At 60.8% G+C, this 19,142-nt stretch carries 13 protein-coding genes and 1 tRNA gene; 5 read left to right on the top strand and 9 right to left on the bottom strand.

Going from position 1 to position 19,142, the window contains the following annotated elements; genetic code table 11:
* Positions 1–145 precede the first annotated feature (145 nt).
* The gene (locus ACQ4WN_RS20320) at positions 146–520 is read right to left on the bottom strand and encodes a VOC family protein (RefSeq protein ID WP_436553137.1); all 375 of its coding nucleotides are present in this window, start codon (positions 518–520) and stop codon (positions 146–148) included.
* Between the two features lie 202 nt (positions 521–722).
* On the opposite strand from ACQ4WN_RS20320, the gene ACQ4WN_RS20315 reads away from it, so the two are divergent.
* A complete protein-coding gene (locus ACQ4WN_RS20315; protein ID WP_436553136.1) occupies positions 723–1,481 on the top strand; it encodes a hypothetical protein in 759 nt (252 codons plus the stop codon).
* A gap of 307 nt (positions 1,482–1,788) precedes the next feature.
* On the opposite strand, the gene ACQ4WN_RS20310 is transcribed toward ACQ4WN_RS20315, so the two are convergent.
* The 6 genes from ACQ4WN_RS20310 to ACQ4WN_RS20285 form a co-directional block, all read right to left on the bottom strand.
* Complete coding sequence (locus ACQ4WN_RS20310; protein ID WP_436553135.1) at positions 1,789–2,409, bottom strand: RNA polymerase sigma factor; 621 nt, start codon at positions 2,407–2,409, stop codon at positions 1,789–1,791.
* Positions 2,410–3,249: 840 nt separating this feature from the next.
* Positions 3,250–3,339: transfer RNA gene (locus ACQ4WN_RS20305), tRNA-Ser, on the bottom strand.
* Positions 3,340–3,433: 94 nt separating this feature from the next.
* Positions 3,434–5,479 (bottom strand): putative bifunctional diguanylate cyclase/phosphodiesterase, encoded by a 2,046-nt coding sequence (locus tag ACQ4WN_RS20300; RefSeq protein ID WP_436553134.1) that lies wholly within the window; start codon positions 5,477–5,479, stop codon positions 3,434–3,436.
* A gap of 1 nt (position 5,480) precedes the next feature.
* On the bottom strand, positions 5,481–6,605 hold the full coding sequence (locus ACQ4WN_RS20295; RefSeq protein WP_436553133.1) for an EAL and HDOD domain-containing protein: 1,125 nt from the start codon (positions 6,603–6,605) through the stop codon (positions 5,481–5,483).
* Between the two features lie 266 nt (positions 6,606–6,871).
* Positions 6,872–7,501 carry a response regulator transcription factor gene (locus ACQ4WN_RS20290; protein ID WP_436553132.1) on the bottom strand — a complete coding sequence of 210 codons (630 nt, stop codon included), beginning with the start codon at positions 7,499–7,501 and terminating at the stop codon, positions 6,872–6,874.
* 17 nt (positions 7,502–7,518) lie between these two features.
* Complete coding sequence (locus ACQ4WN_RS20285) at positions 7,519–8,889, bottom strand: cache domain-containing protein (protein ID WP_436553131.1); 1,371 nt, start codon at positions 8,887–8,889, stop codon at positions 7,519–7,521.
* Positions 8,890–9,133: 244 nt separating this feature from the next.
* Here ACQ4WN_RS20285 and ACQ4WN_RS20280 point away from each other — a divergent pair, with 244 nt between their 5' ends.
* The 4 genes from ACQ4WN_RS20280 (at position 9,134) to ACQ4WN_RS20265 (ending at position 16,732) form a co-directional block, all read left to right on the top strand.
* Positions 9,134–11,194 carry a carbon starvation CstA family protein gene (locus tag ACQ4WN_RS20280; RefSeq protein ID WP_436553130.1) on the top strand — a complete coding sequence of 687 codons (2,061 nt, stop codon included), beginning with the start codon at positions 9,134–9,136 and terminating at the stop codon, positions 11,192–11,194.
* The gene (locus ACQ4WN_RS20275; protein ID WP_010396213.1) at positions 11,194–11,394 is read left to right on the top strand and encodes a YbdD/YjiX family protein; all 201 of its coding nucleotides are present in this window, start codon (positions 11,194–11,196) and stop codon (positions 11,392–11,394) included. Before ACQ4WN_RS20280 ends, ACQ4WN_RS20275 begins: the two co-directional genes overlap by 1 nt.
* 309 nt (positions 11,395–11,703) lie before the next feature.
* On the top strand, positions 11,704–14,571 hold the full coding sequence (locus ACQ4WN_RS20270) for a hybrid sensor histidine kinase/response regulator (protein WP_436553129.1): 2,868 nt from the start codon (positions 11,704–11,706) through the stop codon (positions 14,569–14,571).
* Position 14,572: 1 nt separating this feature from the next.
* Positions 14,573–16,732 (top strand): putative bifunctional diguanylate cyclase/phosphodiesterase, encoded by a 2,160-nt coding sequence (locus ACQ4WN_RS20265; protein WP_436553128.1) that lies wholly within the window; start codon positions 14,573–14,575, stop codon positions 16,730–16,732.
* Here the strand turns inward: ACQ4WN_RS20265 and ACQ4WN_RS20260 are convergent.
* On the bottom strand, positions 16,701–17,834 hold the full coding sequence (locus ACQ4WN_RS20260; RefSeq protein WP_436553127.1) for an esterase-like activity of phytase family protein: 1,134 nt from the start codon (positions 17,832–17,834) through the stop codon (positions 16,701–16,703). The genes ACQ4WN_RS20265 and ACQ4WN_RS20260 overlap by 32 nt on opposite strands.
* 88 nt (positions 17,835–17,922) lie before the next feature.
* Positions 17,923–19,140 carry a CaiB/BaiF CoA transferase family protein gene (locus ACQ4WN_RS20255; protein ID WP_436553126.1) on the bottom strand — a complete coding sequence of 406 codons (1,218 nt, stop codon included), beginning with the start codon at positions 19,138–19,140 and terminating at the stop codon, positions 17,923–17,925.
* Between the last annotated feature and the right edge of the window lie 2 nt (positions 19,141–19,142).

Below are 19,142 nucleotides of genomic sequence, written 5' to 3'. Positions count from 1 at the left end.
GAAAGCTACGTTAGCCGCGCGGAAAAGATGTTTTTCGTGCGACGACGGGCACCCGCTAATGCAGCACCTCCACGAGCCTGACGACGAAAAACACATGGTGATGACAGGAGAGCCATAACGTCGAACTGCCTCCTCTTTAAAGTCACTATTTGTTTTGGTATAGGTCCCAGCGATTTCCGTAGAGATCCTCAAATACCACGACCGTTCCGTACTCTTCCTGCCGCGGTTCCTCACAAAAGTGAACGCCCGCAGCCTTCATGGCACCATAATCTCGCCAAAAATCGTCGGTGTGGAGGAAAAGGAAAACCCGCCCGCCACACTGATTGCCAATAAATACCTCCTGACTGTCGTTTGAGGCACGAGCCAACAAAAGATGACAATCGCTTTCTGGATTCGGCGTTACAACCACCCAACGTTTCCCTGCTTGTGGCGTATCTTCGACCACCGTAAATCCGAGTTTTTCTGTGTAGTACTCGATCGCCCGATCGTAATCGTCGACGACGATGGCCACATACCCCATGCATCTTTTCTGCGTTCTCAAAATCCATTCCTTCCATTTTGGGACAAACCTCCCAGTCACTCGAATTTACCATAACACCTGCTACAGCCACCGGTCTCAACGCCTCTCTGCGCAAACGGCGCACAGCCGCATGCTCTCGCGCACGCTAGCCGCATGACCGCGCGCATGGCATCATGCGGCAGAACATTAACTATGGTGACACATGGAGCAATTTCATTTCCTGGTAGGCGAATTCAAAAAGAATAGCCCATTTATTCCTGCCGCCGCCAGCGAGCAGCTGTTTGCCTGGTTTGAGCAGGTGGGCGAGCGCGTCGATCGCTACGGCAGCAAGACCGGCAAGGTCGTCAAGTTTTCGCAGAAAAACTACGAGAAAACCCTGTTCGCACCTGATGCCGACAGCATCAGCCTGTATTCGCCTCGGGTCGTACCACCCGACGATATAGACGAGTGGGCGAACTGCGACGTTCTTGCCCTGTATTCACATAGCTTTTCGCTGATGCTGGCTGTCCACGCCAGCAAACTGCCGCTGGCGCAACTGTTTCAAGGCGCAGAGAATATACCCGGCTTGCTCGATCATTGCGATTATGTGTACGGCTACAGCGAAACGCTGGGTTATGGTACCGGTTACGCACGCGGCTACCGGATAATCGATGAAGCCCATCCGTGGGTACCGGCCAGCTCCGATCCTGGCAATAACTGGGGAGCCATCCAGCGCCACGGGCTGCAGTATGAGCATATACGCGACGTGTATCCCATTAATATTTTCAGCCAGGCCAGGCTAGACGCGCTACCGCCAGAGCGTCAACAGGCATTGCGCAAGGCGATGCAGGCATATGGCAGCAGTAATACGCAAGACGGCAGGACGCACTGGATTTTAAGCGGCGAAGAAGAGGCGGCGGCCCGGAGCGACCTGCAAGCGCATGCCATGCTGGGTTCCTTGATCGACCCATGCAACCGGTAAGGGCAGCAAGCTGTTGCAAATTGCATTCCGAACCGGCTTGCGCACTTCCGAACCGGATGCCCTGGACTGCTCCAAAGTGGACTTCGTGCGCGGCGGGTTCGATTACCGCCGTCTCCACCACTGAATTGTTTAGAATCAAAAAGTTAGAAAGATGATGGCTGTCATTATTTGGGTTGTTTTTGGGCTGTTTTAGCCTGGGAATAACAGCAAAGTGACAGCCTTTTTTCGCCTATAGCAGTCATCAAAGCTTGCATCCGTACCGGCTATCTTGCGTTTGTGGAGCGAGTAGCCAAGCTAGTCTTGACAGCTACGCCGCCCGCAAACCACTTCGCCTTCTTTTCAGACTCAAAATTCCAAGTCTTATACGATTTTTTACAGTGCCTAAAGGTTCAGCTACTATACTTGCAACTTCTGAGTGGCTTAAGCCGTTGTAATAAGAAAGGTAAATCGCTTCCATTTGAGAACAATTAAGCTTTCGCAAATATTTCATTATAAGCATTGAAGACTGTTTCTCTGTTAATACCGCATCAGGCTCAAGGAAATTACTTGGCTCTTCCTCTTTGTTTTCATCTTGAAGTAATTCAGCATTTAAATAAACCTTTGAATTTCTTAAAGCGTCCAAAGCTTTATTCTTGACGATTGTTCGCATCCACGTTACCGGACTACCCTTCTCAGCATTATAAGATTTAGCTTGAAGCCAAATACTCGTAAATGTTTCCTGCACTACCTCTTCAGCAAGCTGTTGATTTTTCACAATTTTATGCGCATAAAATAATAAATGCTTACTGGAAGCATCGTGAAGCATCCGAAAAGACTGTATATCGTTTTTTTCAATCCAATACGCAAGGTCGGAATTCTTATTCTCTCTTGCGGCAATAAATTCAAGTTCCACCTTGACCTCGCAAAGAATTGAAATTAATTTATTCAAAAATAATATTTAATTATTTTAAAAAATAAAATAAATATCGCAAATGAAATTACAATGAAAAATTATTTCCGCAAGCCAAGTTAAAGCATACCGGTTCATCCTGAAAAAATGTTCACAGTTTGTAACAACCTGAAATAAATACGAAAAATGTTATATACGCTTGCAAACATTAAATTTCGAATAATATTTACTAAGACTGAATTTTCTAGCCAGATTGCAAAAAAGATATTTATCCATAACAAGAGAGTGGGTCATGCTAACTTGCACAAATTATCACAATGTGAAAACTAGCTAACTTCACGGCCACAGCACGAAAACAACACGGCTCCCACGTCGCAACGCCACCGGCACGAACAACCGCTCAAAATGCCTCAAATCGCATGCCCCCCTCTTCGCCCTGCCTCGTCAGTCCTCATGCGCCTTCGGCCATGGCGCAAATTTGAGTCATAAGAACCCTGTATAGCGGGCAGGTGTGGAGGGGGGGCAACTGCGCGCGCCGGGCCGAAATGGGCTTTTTTCTTGCTTCTGATGCAACATCATTCGTCGGGACGTGAAAAAGCCGCCTCGGGACGCGACGGGTCACTCAGGACGCGAGGTCCCTCATTCAGACACGAGCTGATGCGTGGAGCTCCTAGAAGCTGGCTCAGTCGAAACCTACTTAGAACCACGAACGCGCGCCTGCGGCGCGCGAAGCTGCCGCACTGCGGCAGCAGTTGGAGGATTCGGGGCGGGCTGGGCCGGTAGGCCCAGCCCTTCGAATCTCACACGCAGGGCGCGAAGGCGCCCTGCTCGCTTCCGCCAGGCAATAAAAAACCGCCCGAAGGCGGTTTCTCTATTTCCTGGCGGAAGCGGTGAGATTCGAACTCACGAACAGTTTAACCCGTCGCTAGTTTTCAAGACTAGTGCCTTCAACCACTCGGCCACGCTTCCTGATGGCAGCATTATACATAAAGGTGCGTGGCTTACCAATGCCTGGCACCGTCGCAACTCTTTCTTCTGACAGGAAACAGCCAACACGCATGAACTATAGGCCCCAGTTTTCCCGCAGCGCTTTCTCGAACTCCACCGCCGGCAACGGGCGCGAGAACAAATAGCCTTGCACTTCGTCGCAGCCCGAACTCTTCAGGAAGGCCAGCTGCTCGGCCGTTTCCACGCCTTCAGCGATCACCTTGTGATGCAACTGCTGGGCGATGCTGATGATGGTGCTGGCGATGGCGCAGTCGCTGGCATCGGTAGGGATGCCGGTGGTGAACGAGCGGTCGATCTTGAGCGTGTCGATGGGGAAGCGTTTGAGGTAGGACAAGCTTGAATAACCGGTGCCGAAGTCATCCAGCGACAGGGCCACGCCCAGCGCCGTGATGCGGTCCATGATGCCGATCACGCGCTCGATGTTGTGCATCAGCGTGCTTTCCGTGATTTCCAGTTCCAGCCAGGCTGCTTCCAGGCCGTAGCGGGCCAGGGTCGCCGCCACTCTGGCGGGCAGGGCCGAGGTGAATTCGCGCGCGGAAACGTTGACGGCCAGGCGGATCGGTGGCAGGCCGGCCAGTTTCCACGCTTGCGCCTGGGCGCAGGCCGCTTCCAGCACCCATTCGCCCACCTGCACCACCAGGCCCGTCGATTCGGCCAGGGGGATGAATTCGGCGGGCGGGATCATGCCGTGCTGCGGGTGGAGCCAGCGCACCAGGGCTTCGGCGCCAATGATGCGGCCGCTACCCAAGGCGTATTTCGGCTGGTAGTGCAGCAGCAATTGCTGTTCCGATAATGCCTGGCGCAAGCCTGTTTCCAGGCGCATGCGCGCCTGCATGCCCAGGTTCATGTCCTGGCTGTAAAAGGCCACGCTTTCCGCTTCGCCGCCGCTATCCTGCTTGGCGCGGTACATGGCGATGTCGGCCAGGCGCAGCAGGGTTTCCGCGTCTTGCCCATCTTGCGGATACACGCTGATGCCGATGCTGGCGCCCACGCGCAAGTCGTGACCTTCGATCAGGAACGGTTGCACCAGGGAAGCGAGCAACTTTTGCGACACCATGCTGGCCTCAAAATGCTGGCCGATGTCGAACAGGCCAACGGCAAACTCGTCGCCACCCAGGCGCGCCACCAGGTCCTGGTCGCGCAATACCTTGCGGAAACGCAGCGAGACCTGGCGCAGCAATTCGTCGCCGATGCGCCGGCCCAGGGTGTCGTTGATCAGTTTAAAACGGTTCAGGTCGATGAACAGCACGCAACCGAGCATCTTGCTGCGCTGCGCCACGCTCAGGGCCTGGTCGACCAGCTTGGCCAGCAAGGTGCGGTTGGGCAGGCTGGTCAGCGGGTCGTAATACGCCAGGTGGTGCAGGCGCTCTTCGGCCAGCTTACGTTCCGTGATGTCCGTCAGGTAGGCGATGAGTCCGATGGGCTTGTCGTCCATGTCTTGCAGTGGCGACAAGGACAGGCTGGCCCAGAAAATCTCGCCTGACTTCTTTCGGCGGCGCACCTCCATCAGGCGTCCTCCCTGCTCCAGGAAGGCGTCGTGGAAACCGGTGTCTTCATCGTCGTACAGGAACAAAATGTTGCGCCCCACGGCTTCCACCGAGGTATAGCCGAACAGGCGCTCGGCGCCCTTGTTCCAGCTGGTGATGTAGCCGGTCAAGTCCATCGTCAGCACGGATTCGTGCAACTGGTCAAGGATTTGCGTCTGCTGCGCCAACAAGGCTTCGACTTGCGCAAAAGCATGGGTCGAGCGTTGCGCCAGCGAATGCACCTTCAGCACACCGGCCGTCAGCGAGGCCAGGCTGGCCAGGTGGCGGCGGTCGGCGTCGCTGTACAGGCTGCGTCCCGCCACGCTGTAATGGCCAAAGCAATGGCCGTCGAAACTGATTTCCTGCAGCAGGGTGGGCGTATCGCTTGGGAAAGGCGCGACCGGTGCAGCGGCGTCCATGCTGGCCGCAGGCAGGAACTGGCCATGCGGGCTGGCCATCACGGCGCTGGCAATACGGCCCAGCTCAGCGACCAGCGCGGGACCGCGCAAACGCACGACGGCATCGCACAGGGCGGCGCTGTTACCGAGGAAATCCGACACCGGCAGCAAGGTCATGCTAGAGGTTCCGGCTGACCAGGATGGCCCATTGGTAGGCCTGCAGCAGGCTGCGCCAATAAGTTTCTCCATCGATGCCGGCGCGGCGCAAGCCGTCAGGCGCCGGCGTGGTGCTTTCGACCAGCGCCAGCAAGGTGCCCAGCTCGCCATTGCGCTCCAGCAAGGCGGCGCTGACTTCGGGCGCCAGGTTCAGGGTGGCGATGATGTCCGGCATGGGCATGCCCAGCAGGACGTCGAGCAGGGAAAACACGCCCGCCATGAAGGCCAGGTCTTGCGCATCGCGGTCGCCGCCGCGCAGCTGGCACAGCGCTTCCATCTGCGCCGCACGCACGGCCGCCAGCGGCAGCAGCGCGTGGATCTTGCCATCGTCTTGCTGGCGCGCATACAGCAGCAGTTGCAGCCAGCGCTGCAGCTGGCGCCGGCCCAGCAGGGTGATGGCCTGGCTGAAGCCGGTAATCGGCGCCGTGAAACCGAAGGCGGCGGAGTTGACCAGTTTCAATAAATGATAGCTGAGCGATGGGTCTTGCTTGAGCGGCACTTCCAGCTCGTGCGCGTCGGCATCGCGGGCCAGCAGGCCCAGCAGCGCCAGCAGGCGCTTGCGCGAGGTGGCGTCTTCCGGCTCGCTTTGCTGGCGCGCATGGTGCAGGGCGTAATCGCCGGAAAACCAGCTCACGCCCAGCGCTTGCGAGGCAGCAAACTGTTCGGCGTCGCCGATGTTGTAGGCCAGGTGCGGCCCCGGCAAGGGCAGCAGCTGATGCAGGGCCGGGCGTGCGCCCACCGCGTCAAAGCTCAGCGCGCGCGCGTCGACCTGCGCCGCCACCACGGGACCGGCATCGGCGCCATCGAGAAGGATGCGATAGCCGGCGTCGCGCCATTGCTGGCATTTTTTCTGAATTTGCTTGTCGCCGGCAAGCCGGGCCGGCAAACGGAAAATGGTGCGTTGCGGCGCCAGTTGCGCCAGCACGGCCTCGTCCACACCATGTGGGTCGGCCAGGGGAATGATGCAGTCGAGCGGCGCCAGGAAGGCATACGCATCGACGGCGGCCAGCGCCGCCAGCAGCGGTGCCGTCGAGGCCTGCGGTACATGCAGGGTGACAGCGACCCACTCGTTATGAGCATTGGCCACTGCTTGTAATCCCACCAACGGAAACAGGTTTGATTCAGACGCTGACATCGGTATCTCAGTGTGGGTAGGGCGCCATAGTAAATAAACTGACCTGCATTGGCAACCCTGGCCCGACAGGGGATGCCATTTCGAGAGCGAGAATCATTCTATCCGAATCTCACCCATGAAACAGTTTAATTATGGCAATAAATATTCAAAACGAACATTCCCCCGCGAGACCCGCCTGTCATGCGGGCTTGATAAAACCGCCGTGATGCCAGCATCGTTCAGGCGCTGCCGCCATGCGCATGCTCGACCGCATACTTGATCAATTCGGCCTGCCCTTCGATACCCAGCTTGCGCTTGATGTTGAGCCGGTGCGTCTCCACCGTGCGCACACTCAGGTCCAGGTCGCGGGCGATCTGCTTGTTCGACTGGCCCGCCGCGATGTGCTGCAGCACTTGCTGTTCGCGCGTGGTAAGGAAGGAATCGTGCACTTGCGGGCGCGACAGTTGCCGCGCCAGGGCCGCGCTGTAATAAATGCCGCCGGACATCACCGTCTCGATGGCGAAGACGATATCTTTCCCTGGAGCATCTTTGAGCACATAGCCGCGCGCACCGGCGGCGATGGCTTGCGACACATATTCGAGCTTGTCGTGCATGGACAGGATCAGCACGGCAATCTGCGGAAACGCCTGCTTGAACAGCCCTGTCGCTTCGATGCCGTTGATGCCGCGCATATTGATATCCATCAACACGAGGTCCACCTGATGCGTGCGCGCCTGGGCCAGCGCCTCATCGGCGCCGCCCGCTTCGGCCACCACGTCGAAATGCGCGACCGCCTCCAGACGCGCGCGCAAGCCGTCGCGCACGAGGGGATGGTCGTCCACCAGCAGGATGTTGATCTTCTCGGTCATGTTTCGGTATCTGTGAATTAGTGTGTCGGTGGAAGGGCGAGCCGCGCCAGCACCAGGGTGCCGGCCGGCGAGGAAGTGATGTGCAGGCTGCCGCCGATGGCTTCCATGCGTTCCGTCATGTTGCGCAAGCCGATGCCGCGCTGCGGATGCAGGGCGATGCCGTCGAAGTCGAAGCCGCCGCCATTGTCGCCGATGCGCAACTCCACCGCCTTGTCCGCCTCGTGCAAGCTCACTTCCACGCTGCGGGCATGGGCATGGCGCTCGCAATTGGTCAGCGCTTCCTGGGCGATGCGGAACAACACGGTATTGACCATGTCGGGCAAGCCCTCGCCCGCCGCCGCCGGACTGGCCGTGAAGCTGGCTTGCGCACTGCTGCTGTCATTGAATTCATGCACCAGGTGGTCGAGCGCGGCGGCCAGGCCCAGGTCGTCGAGGATGGCGGGGCGCAGATTGTGCGAAATGCGCCGCACCTCGCCCAGCACCTTGTTCAGTTGCTCGGCGGCCCGCTCGAAGGTGACGGGCGCCTTTTCTTTCTGCTCGGCATTGCCGGCCAGGCGCGCAATGCCCGCCTCGATCTGCAGTTTGATGGAAACGAGCCACTGGCTGATGCCGTCATGCAAGTCGCGCGACAGCCGCGCCCGCTCCTCCTCCTGCGATTCGACCACCCTCTGCGCCAGCACTTTCAGCTTGGCGTCGGCCACGCGCAATTCGCGTAAATTCAGCACCAGACCGCAGGCGGCCACCAGCAGCGAGCCGAGGATGGCAATGGCGGCGATCAGCTCCATGGTCGAGCGGATATTGCGCGACTGCTGGGCGTCGACCTTGGCCAGCGCCTGGTCCACGTCATCCATGTAGATGCCCGTGCCCATCATCCAGCCCCATTCCGGCATCAAGATCACATAGCCGAGCTTGGGTGCGGACTTGTTCGTCGACGGCTTGATCCAGTTGTAGCGTTCGAAGCCGCCGCCGCTCTTCGCCCGCTGCATCAGGCGCTGGATGGTCAGGTTGCCGTCTGCGTCGCGCAATTGCCACAGATTCTGCCCCACCAGTTCGGGCTGGCGCGGGTGCATCAGCGACTTGCCCTGCAAATCATAGATGAAGAAATAGCCGTCGTCGCCATAGCTGAGGGCGGACAGGATGCGCTTGGCTTCCTCTTGCGTGGCCGCATCCTTGCGCCCCGACTGGTACAGGGACGCGATGGAATGGCTGGCCAGGGTCACGTAATGCTTGAGTTCGGCTTCCTTGCTGGCCAGGTACGCTTGCTGGATGGTGGCGCGCTGCTGCTCGGCCAGGGTGATGGCCTGGTGCCGCACGGCAAACGCGATGGCGCACAGGGCAAGAATGAGCGGCGTGATGGCCAGGAAGATGACTTTCTGTCTGAGTTTCATGGCCTGGCGCTCCGGCGGCGTCGATGCTGGTGGGAATGGGTGATTTTACGTCGCGGCACCGCGATCGGTCTGCGTAGTAATACTGAGCGTTACTGCGTAGTCGTGCGCTTGCGGCAATTATACGATTCCTGAATACTCGCCATAAGCTGCAAATACACCAAAAGTAACACCCAAACTGGCGACGACCAGGCTCGGCAGCACACATCATCGCACGGCACAGCGCCCGTCAATCTCTGGAGGAAGCATGAACCGCATTTTCAAACAGCTCGGCTGGGCAGCGCTTGCGCTGGCCGGCGCCGGGTCCCTGGGCGTCGTCGCCCTGCAACGTGGCGAACCGATCAGCGCGATCTGGATCGTCATCGCCGCCGTCTGCGTCTACCTGATCGCCTACCGTTTCTACAGCCTGTTCATCGCCGACAAGGTGCTGGGCCTGGACGCGCGACGCATGACGCCAGCCTTCAAGCACAACGATGGCCTCGACCACGTGCCGACGAATAAATATGTGTTGTTCGGCCACCATTTCGCGGCAATTGCCGGCGCCGGCCCCCTGGTCGGCCCCGTGCTGGCCGCGCAGATGGGCTATTTGCCTGGCATGCTGTGGATTTTGGCGGGCGTGGTGTTTGCGGGCGCCGTGCAGGATTTCATCGTGCTGTTCATTTCCATGCGCCGCGACGGCCGCTCGCTGGGCGACCTGATCAAGGCTGAACTGGGTGAAATTCCCGGCATGATTGCCCTCTTGGGCTGCTTCATGATCATGGTCATCATCCTGGCCGTGCTGGCATTGATCGTCGTCAAGGCGCTGACAGGTTCGCCATGGGGCAGCTTCACCGTGATGGCGACCATCCCCATCGCGCTGTTCATGGGCGTGTACTCGCGCTTCATCCGCGTGGGCCGCATCGGCGAAATCTCCATCATCGGCTTCGTGCTGCTGATGCTGGCCATCATCGGCGGCCAGTACGTGCAGGAATCGGCCGTTCTCGGCCCGATGTTCACCTTCACGGGCACGGAACTGACGTGGATGCTGATTGGCTACGGCTTCATCGCTTCCGTGCTGCCCGTGTGGCTGCTGCTGGCGCCGCGCGACTACCTGTCGACCTTCCTGAAGATCGGCACCATCCTGGGCCTGGCCATCGGCATCATCGTCGTCGCGCCGTACCTGAAAATGCCGGCCATGACCAAGTTCATCGACGGCTCCGGCCCGGTCTGGTCGGGCAATCTGTTCCCCTTCCTGTTCATCACCATCGCTTGCGGCGCCGTTTCCGGCTTCCACGCGCTGATTTCCTCCGGTACCACGCCGAAGATGATTGAAAACGAAAGCCACGCCCGCTTCATCGGCTATGGCGCCATGCTGATGGAATCGTTTGTTGCCATCATGGCCCTGGTGGCCGCCTCGACCATCGAGCCAGGCATTTATTTCGCCATGAACAGCCCGGCCGCCCTGATCGGCACCACGGCCGAGTCCGCAGCACAGGCGATTTCGCAATGGGGCTTCTATGTGACACCGGAAATGCTGACGCAGACGGCCAAGGATGTTGGCGAGCACAGCATCATCTCGCGCGCGGGTGGCGCCCCGACCCTGGCCGTCGGCATGGCGCAGATTCTGTCCGGTGCCATCGGCGGCAAGGCCATGATGGCCTTCTGGTATCACTTCGCGATCCTGTTCGAAGCGCTGTTCATCCTGACGGCCGTCGATGCGGGCACGCGTGCCGGCCGCTTCATGCTGCAAGACTTGCTGGGCAGCTTCGTGCCAGCGCTGAAACAGACCGAAAACGTCATCGCCAACCTGCTGGCCACGGGCCTGTGCGTGGCAGCCTGGGGTTATTTCCTGTACCAGGGCGTGGTCGATCCATTGGGCGGCATCAACACCCTGTGGCCACTGTTCGGCATCGCCAACCAGATGCTGGCGGCGATTGCGCTGATCCTCGGCACTTGCGTGCTGTTCAAGATGAAGAAGGGCCGGTATGCGTGGGTGACGATTACGCCGACGATCTGGCTGCTGCTGTGCACCCTGACGGCGGGCTGGCAAAAGATTTTCGACGCCAACCCGCGCGTCGGCTTCCTGGCACATGCGAAGAAATATTCGGCGGCGCTCGATGAAGGCACCCTGCTGGCGCCAGCCAAGTCGGTGGCGCAGATGCAGCAGATCATCTTCAACGATTACCTGGACGCCGGCCTGGCCGCCTTCTTCGTCATCGTCGTGATCAGCGTGCTGTTCTTCGGCATCCGCACCATCCTGAAGGCACGCGCCGACAGCAAGCCTAGCACCAAGGAAACGCCGTTCCAGGCCATGCCCACGGTGCAATGATGATCGACGAAATCATCAAGGCTGGACGGTATCTGGGGCAAAGCATGCGGCTCATGTGCGGTTTGCCCGAGTACGACACCTATGTGGCGCACCGGGAAGTGACCCATCCCGGCGAGCCGATGATGACGTATGAAGAGTTCTTCCGCGAACGCCAGGAAGCCCGCTATGGCGGCGCCGGCAAGCGTGGCGGCTGCTGCTAGTTGTGGTGACACCTGACCCAGCCTACTGCGCGTCGGCATAGGCGGCTTGCGATGCTCACCGTACTTCAGTACGGTTGCGCTTCTCGGCCACCTCTGCCTTCCGCTCGCTACGGCTGGGTCAGGTGTTGTTGCTCAGCAATAATTTGTGGGCGGTCTTGCGGAACCGCCCTACTTGCTTCATCTCGTGTAAGTTCCCCTCCCCTCTCTTCCCTTAGACCCACATCAACATCGGGGTGTGTCTTCGCGTCTATATTTTTCCAATAGGAATTAAAAAACAGTCAAGCAATAGCCCGGAGAAGCGCCGCAACCATGTTCAATTTCCAACGCTCCAGCATCAGCCAGAAGCTGACCATGATTTCGGTGCTGTCGTCGGGCTGCGCGCTGCTGCTGGTGTTCGTGGCGTTCGCCCTGACGTCCGTGCTCAGTCACAAGAACGATGAAGGCAAGCAATTGCTGTCGCTGGCGGGCGTGATCGGTGCGGCCAGCGCGATGCCTTTACTGGAGGGCAAAGCTGCCCAGGCGCAGGCGCAACAGGTGCTGGCATCGCTGGCCGCGCGCGACGAGATCTCCCAGGCGGCGCTGTTCGACCGGGGTGGACGCCTGTTCGCCCTGTACCGCGCGCCGCAGCACGCAGAGGGACTGGCTACGCCGGAAGACATGGACCCGGCCTTGCTGGCCGATATGGCCGTGCAGCCCGTCACACAAGGCGCGGGCACGACCCTGGCGCCCGCCATGCGTTTGTACCGTCCCGTCTACCGGCCAGGCGAGGTGCAACAGATCATCGGCGCCGTGCTGATCGAAGCGGACCTGAACCACATGTGGCGCGACATCGGCCGCCACGTGAGCGCCATCGGCGGCGCCACCGTGCTGTCCTTCCTGGTGGCCATGTTCCTGGCGCGGCGTTTCAAGAGCGTGATCGCCGAACCGATCACCAAGCTGATTGATACAGCGCAAAAAGTGTCGAGCAGCCAGACCTACAGCCACCGCATCGCGCACCAGCGCAGCGACGAACTGGGCGTGCTGATCGACAGTTTCAACGACATGCTGGCGCAGATCGACAGCCGCGACAGCACCCTGGCCAATTACCGCGACCAGCTCGAACGCCAGGTGGGCGTGCGCACGGCGCAGCTGGAAAAGGCCAAGGATGCAGCCGAGGCAGCCAGCCAGGCAAAAAGTGCCTTCCTCGCCACCATGAGCCATGAAATCCGCACGCCCATGAATGGCGTGCTGGGCATGACGGAACTGCTGCTGGCCAGCCCTTTGAGCCCGCAGCAGCGCCACTACACGAGCATGGTGCAGCGCTCGGGGCAGAATTTGCTGGTAATCATCAACGACATCCTCGATTTCTCCAAGATCGAGGCGGGCAAGCTGAGCGTGGAATACATCCGCTTCAATTTCCGCGAATTGCTCGACGATATAGAACACGTGTTCGCGCCGCAGGCGGAGGCGAAAAATATCAGCCTGGAATTCGATATCGCGTTTGACATTCCCATCGCCATTTGCGGCGACCCGAACCGTTTGCGCCAGATCATCGTCAATCTGCTGGGCAATGCCATCAAGTTCACGGAAACGGGCCAGGTCACCGTCAAAGTGGCCGTGTGCAGCGAAGATGCGCCCAGCGTGGGCTTGCGCTTCGAGGTGCACGATACGGGCATCGGCGTGTCCAGCGAAGCGCAGAGCCGCATCTTCGAATCGTTCTCGCAGGCAGATGGCTCGACCACGCGCAAGCACGGCGGCACGGGCCTGGGATTGACGATCTCGAAACAGCTGGTGGAGCTGATGGGCGGCACTATCGGCGTGGACAATGCTTTAACGCAAGGATCGATCTTCTGGTTCGAAGTAAATTTCGATAAGCGGCGCGTCGACAGCGACGACCCGTCCTTCAACCTGAAAACCACGCGAGGGTTACGCGCCTTGATCGTCGACCACACACCCGCCACGCGCGCCGTGCTGGAACGGCAGCTTGCCAGCTGGCACATCGTCAGCGACAGCGCCGGCACGGCCAGCGATTGCCTGGGCAAGCTGCGCGCGGCCGCGCAGGCGGGCACGCCGTATGCCGTGGCCCTGCTCGACATGGAATTGCCGCGCACCAGCGGCCTGGCCCTGGCCGCCACCATCAAGAGCGACCCGCTGCTGGCCGACCTCAAGCTTCTGCTGCTGAGCACGGAGCAGGCGGCGGCCGACCCCGTGCAGCGGCGCGAGGCGGGCGTTGCCTTCCAGCTGATCAAGCCGGCGCGCGAATGCGACCTGTTCGACTGCATCGTCACGCCGCCGCGCGCCAGCGAGGGCATGCGCATCGTTCCACCGCACACGGCGCGCCATGCCGTACGCCCCCCCGGCCGACGCCAGCGCCGCCGCGTGCTGCTGGCCGAGGACAATCGCGTCAACGTGGAAGTGGCGCTGGCCATGCTCGACAGCCTGGGCCTGGACGTGGTGTGTGCGGGCAACGGCGAAGAAGCCTTGCAGGCGGCGCAGGCCGAGGATTTCGATTTGATCCTGATGGATTGCCAGATGCCCGTGATGGATGGCTTTGCCGCCACGGCGGAAATCCGCCGCCATGAACAGCAGTGCGGCCACGCGCGCGTGCTGCCCATCGTTGCCATCACGGCCAATGCGCTGCAGGGCGATCGCGAAGCGTGCCTGGCGGCCGGCATGGACGATTACCTGAGCAAGCCGTTCACGCAGCAAGACCTGGGCCACACGATTGCGCGCTGGATCACCCTGCCGCGCGCGGCCACCGTGCACCACAGCGTGGCGCCGGAGCCGGAGCGGCCGACATTGCCGGTGGTGCCGCCGCCGGTGGCCGCCCCCCCGCCAGCGAGCCAGCCGCTGAAACGGCAGGCGCTGGAAAACATCCGCGCCCTGTCCGGCACGGATGGCGATGCACTGCTGGAACGGGTCATCCTCACTTTTACCAGCGAGACGCCGCGCCAGTTGAGCGCCATGCGCGCAGCGATTGCCGGCGCGGATGCGGAAGCACTGCGCAAGGTGGCCCACAGCCTCAAGTCGGGCAGCGCCAACGTGGGCGCCGATGGCCTGGCGCAGCTATGCAAGGAGATGGAAAAACTGGGCCGCGCCGGCAGTACCGAGGGCGCCGCTATCCTGCTGCAGCAGATGCAGCAAGCCTTCCTGGCCGTACGCGAATCGCTGAGCGCCATCCTCGTGAAGGAACACTGACATGACAGCGCCCCTCCCTCCCCCACGCGGCCTGGTGCTGGTCGCGGACGACGATCCCGTGATGCGCCTGCTGATGCGGCAAATGCTCACGCAGGTGGGCCTGGACGTGATCGAGGCCGAAGACGGCGTGCAGGCGCTGGCCAGCTACAAGCACAGCGGGCCGGACCTGGTCATGCTCGACGTCGACATGCCAGCCCTGGACGGCTTTGCCGTATGCCGCGAAATCCGCGTGCAGGAAGTGGGCGGCACTGTGCCCATCATCATGGTCACGGGCGACGACGAGCTGGATGCGGTCACGCGTGCCTACGAGGTAGGCGCCACGGATTTCATTTCCAAGCCCATCAACTGGCCCATCCTGGGCCATCGCGCGCTGTACGTCCTGCGCGCCAGCGACGCCATCGCCCGCCTGCGCATCGCCGACGCACACAACCGCGCCGTGTTGGCCGCCATCCCCGACACCTTCTTTCGCCTGAACCGCGAAGGTTTTTATCTCGACTACGAACAGGGCCACGACGCCAGCGCCGGCTTTTCCCTCAGCGACTGCGTGGGCAGCCATATCGGCGACGTGCTGCCGCCCGAAATCGCCGCGCGCCTGCTGGACAAGACGCGCGCGGTGCTGGCCACGCAGCACATCGGCTCGGTCGACTACACGCTCACGCACGAAAACAGCACGCGCCATTTCGAAGCGCGCCTGGTGGCAACGGGGGCGGACGAGGTGCTGGGCCTGGTGCGCGACATCAGCGAGCGCAAGCGCACGGAAGAGCAGATCCGCCGCCTCGCCTATTGCGACAGCCTGACGGGTATCCCCAACCGGCAAGCCTTCCTGGAAACGCTGGAACGCGAACTGCTACGCTCGAAAGAGCACGACAAGAAATTTGCCGTACTGTTCATGGACCTCGATGCCTTCAAGCGCATCAACGATACCCTGGGCCACGACGTGGGCGACCATTTGCTCAAGGTGGTGTCCGAGCGCCTGCGCGAAACCATCCGCCCCAGCGACCTGGTACTGCGCGCCGAACACGAGTTTGAGGCCAGCTCCGGCGGCAGCAACCTGGCGCGCCTGGGCGGCGACGAATTCACGATCCTGATTCCCGATCTGGAGCGCGTGGAAGATGCGCTCAACGTGGCGCACCGCGTCAAGGAAGCCATGCGCCGGCCCTTCATGATCGAGGGCCACGAGATTTTCGTCACGGCCAGCATCGGCATTTCCCTGTATCCGGAAGATGGCGAGGACTGCAATTCGCTGTTGAAATATGCTGACACGGCCATGTACCACGCGAAGAACTGCGGCAAGAACAACGCCAAGCTCTACAGTTCATCGCTGACGATGGAAATCATGAGCCACGTGAAGATGGAAGTGGGGCTGCGCAAGGCCTTGCAAAACAACGAGCTGTACTTGCTGTACCAGCCGCAGATCGACGTGCCCAGCACGCAGATCGTCGGCGTGGAAGCGCTGGTGCGCTGGCGCCATCCCGAGCGGGGCATTATTTCGCCCACGGAATTCATCCCGCTGGCCGAAGAGACGGGGCTAATCGTGCCCATCGGCGAATGGGTGCTACGCACGGCCTGCAACCAGGCCAAGGCGTGGCAAAGCGACAGCGGGCACGCCATCCGCATGGCCGTGAACCTGTCGGCCAAGCAATTCAAGGATGAAAACCTGATGCAGATCGTGCTCTCGGCCCTGGCCGACACGGGCCTCGATGCGCGCCTGCTGGAACTGGAATTGACGGAAGGGACGTTGATGGACGATGCGCGCGCCACCATGGTGACGCTGGAGCAATTGCGCGGCATCGGCGTGTACCTGTCGATCGACGACTTCGGCACAGGCTACTCGTCGATGAATTATCTGAAACGCTTCGACGTGCGGGCCTTAAAAATCGACAAGAGTTTTATCGCCGGCTTGCCGCAGGATACGGAAAACGCAGCCATCACGCGCGCCATCATCGCCATGGCGCATGGCTTGAAGATGGTGGTGGTGGCCGAGGGCGTGGAAACGGGCGAGCAGTTGCTGATGCTGGAAGAATACGGCTGCGACATGGCGCAAGGCTATTTCCTGGGCCACCCGTCGCCGCACGACACGATTACGGCCATGCTGGCCAGGCAGGTCGGCCAGCTGGCCAGCCTGGAAGCTAGAGCACTTCGAAGGCAAGGATTTGCGTGACTTGCTGCGCGTTAAAATTGTCGTCGGAAATCATCACCAGGCTGCGGCGGCCGTTTTCCAGGCGCGGACCCCAACTGATGCCTTCGATATTGTCAATTCTTGCCAGGCCGATTTTTTCCAGGTCCAGCAGCAGTCGCTTGCGCGCCGGCACATAGGCCGCGCCCGCCAGGGCCGGGATGGCCTGGATGTCGGTGGCGCCATCGGTGTCCATCGCGTAGATGCGCACGTAATTCGTATAGATGCCGTCCGCGTTTTCCACCCCGGCCCGCTCCACTACCAGCACCTGGTGGTCGTTCACGGCGAGGATTTCCGACACGCCATTGTCCGCTTCGCGTCCCGGCGCGGGCCGTGACGCCACCGGCTCAATCGGATACGCATACTGGCGCAGCACCTTGCCCGTGCGGTCCAGGCGCGTGATGCGCACCACGGAGCCGTGATCGGGCGTGGCCAGCGGGCCATCCTGGTACAGGGCCGCTTCCATGCCCAGCCACAGGCTCTTGCCATCCGACGAGAAAGACAGTGCCTCGAAGCTCATGTTGTTGCGCGAACCAATTTCTTCCTTCGAGACATTGAACATGGCGGGCGTGGGCAAGGTAGCCAGATACTTGCCATCGCGGTCTGCGTGGCGCACGAACGGGTGCAAGCCCACCTTGCGGTTGCCTTCGCTGCCGTACCACAGGCTGCCGTCCTGCGGATCGACGCGGATGGTTTCGATGTCGGGCACCTGGTCGCCACTGTTGAGCTTGGCATGCGCCAGGTTCGGATAGCGGCTGCCGTCAGGCTGCGTGAAGAAATGCACGCTGCTCAGGGTCACGCCCGTAAACGCCTTGCTGTCGTAGGCCAGGGTGGCGCGGTAAAAACGGGCCGGATTGGTTTCCGAGCGGTCATCGCTTTCCATCACCCAGCTATTGCTGTCCGCAGCGTAATCGATGCCGGACAAGCCACCCACCGTGGTGCCCTCGAACGCGTGCTTGAGCGCGATACGCTGTTCGCCGATCAGGCGCAGGCCGGCAATCGGCGCGTCGTGCGGGAAACTGGCACAGGCGGAGAGAAGGATGGCGGAAGACGCCAGGGCGAGCGCGGTGCGGAACAATGGAGGCATGATCGGTATCAAATAAGTCAGGAAGCAAATTCCGGGGTCAGACCCGCCGGGTCTGACCCCAGCTTTAGTTGTGTGGGTTAATAACGAATTACACCACCCCATCGGCCTTCAAGCGCGCAATGGCTGCCGCGTCATAGCCCAGCGACGCGAGCACTTCATCGTTGTGCTGGCCCAGGGTCGGTCCCAGCCACTGGGTCTTGCCCGGCGTGGCGGACAGTTTCGGGCTGATGGCAGGCAATTTGACGGGCGTGCCGTCGGCGAAATGGTGTTGTTCGAACATATCGCGGGCGAGAAACTGCGGATCGCTCAGCATATCGCGCACGGAGTAAATTTTTCCGGACGGCACATCGGCCGCCTTCAGCACGGCCAGCGCGCTGTCTATCGTGTGCGTGGCGCACCAGGCGCCGATGGCGTCGTCGATTTCCTGCGTGCGCGCCACGCGGCCATCGTTGCGCGCCAGCTGCGGGTCGCCCGCCATGTCGATACGGCCCATGGCCAGCATCAAGCGCTTGAAGATGGCATCGCCATTGCCGGCAATCACAATGTTTTCGCCATCGCCCGTCGTGTAGGTATTCGAGGGCACAATGCCGGGGAGCGAGCCGCCCGTGCGCTCGCGCACCACACCCGCCTGGTCGTATTCGGGCACCAGTGACTCCATCAGGTTGAACACGGATTCGTACAGGGCCACATCGACCATCTGCCCTTCGCCGGAGGCCACCCCACCGGTCACGTCGCGGTGGCGCAGGGCCATCATGGCGCCGATCACGCCGTGCAGGGCCGCCACCGAGTCGCCGATGGATACGCCGACCCGCACGGGCGGGCGGTCGGCAAAGCCGGACACGTAGCGCAAGCCGCCCATGGATTCGCCGATGGCGCCGAAACCGGGCAAGTCCTTCATCGGGCCCGTCTGGCCGAAGCCGGACAGGCGCACCATGATGAGCGAGGGCTTGTCTTTCTTCAACTGCTCATAGCCGAGATCCCACTTTTCCAGCACGCCGGGGCGGTAATTCTCGACGATGATGTCCGCTTCCAGGGCCAGCTGACGGGCGATGGCCCGGCCTTCCGGCGTTTTCAGGTTCAAGGTCAGACTTTTCTTGTTGCGCGCCTGCACCGACCACCACAGCGAGGTGCCATCTTTCAGCACGCGCCAGGTACGGATGGGGTCGCCGCCATCGGGCGACTCGATCTTGATCACGTCGGCGCCGAATTCGGCCAGCATGCGGGCGCAGAACGGCCCCGCGATCAGGGTGCCCAGTTCAAGGACTTTGATTCCTGCCAAAGGACCAGCCGACATTTTTTCTTGCATGA

This window comes from Janthinobacterium pasteuri (assembly GCF_051380775.1).
In the GTDB taxonomy this organism is placed as follows: domain Bacteria; phylum Pseudomonadota; class Gammaproteobacteria; order Burkholderiales; family Burkholderiaceae_D; genus Janthinobacterium.
The sequence above is the reverse complement of the archived record's forward strand: the minus strand, read 5'-3'. Positions and strand labels throughout refer to the sequence as shown.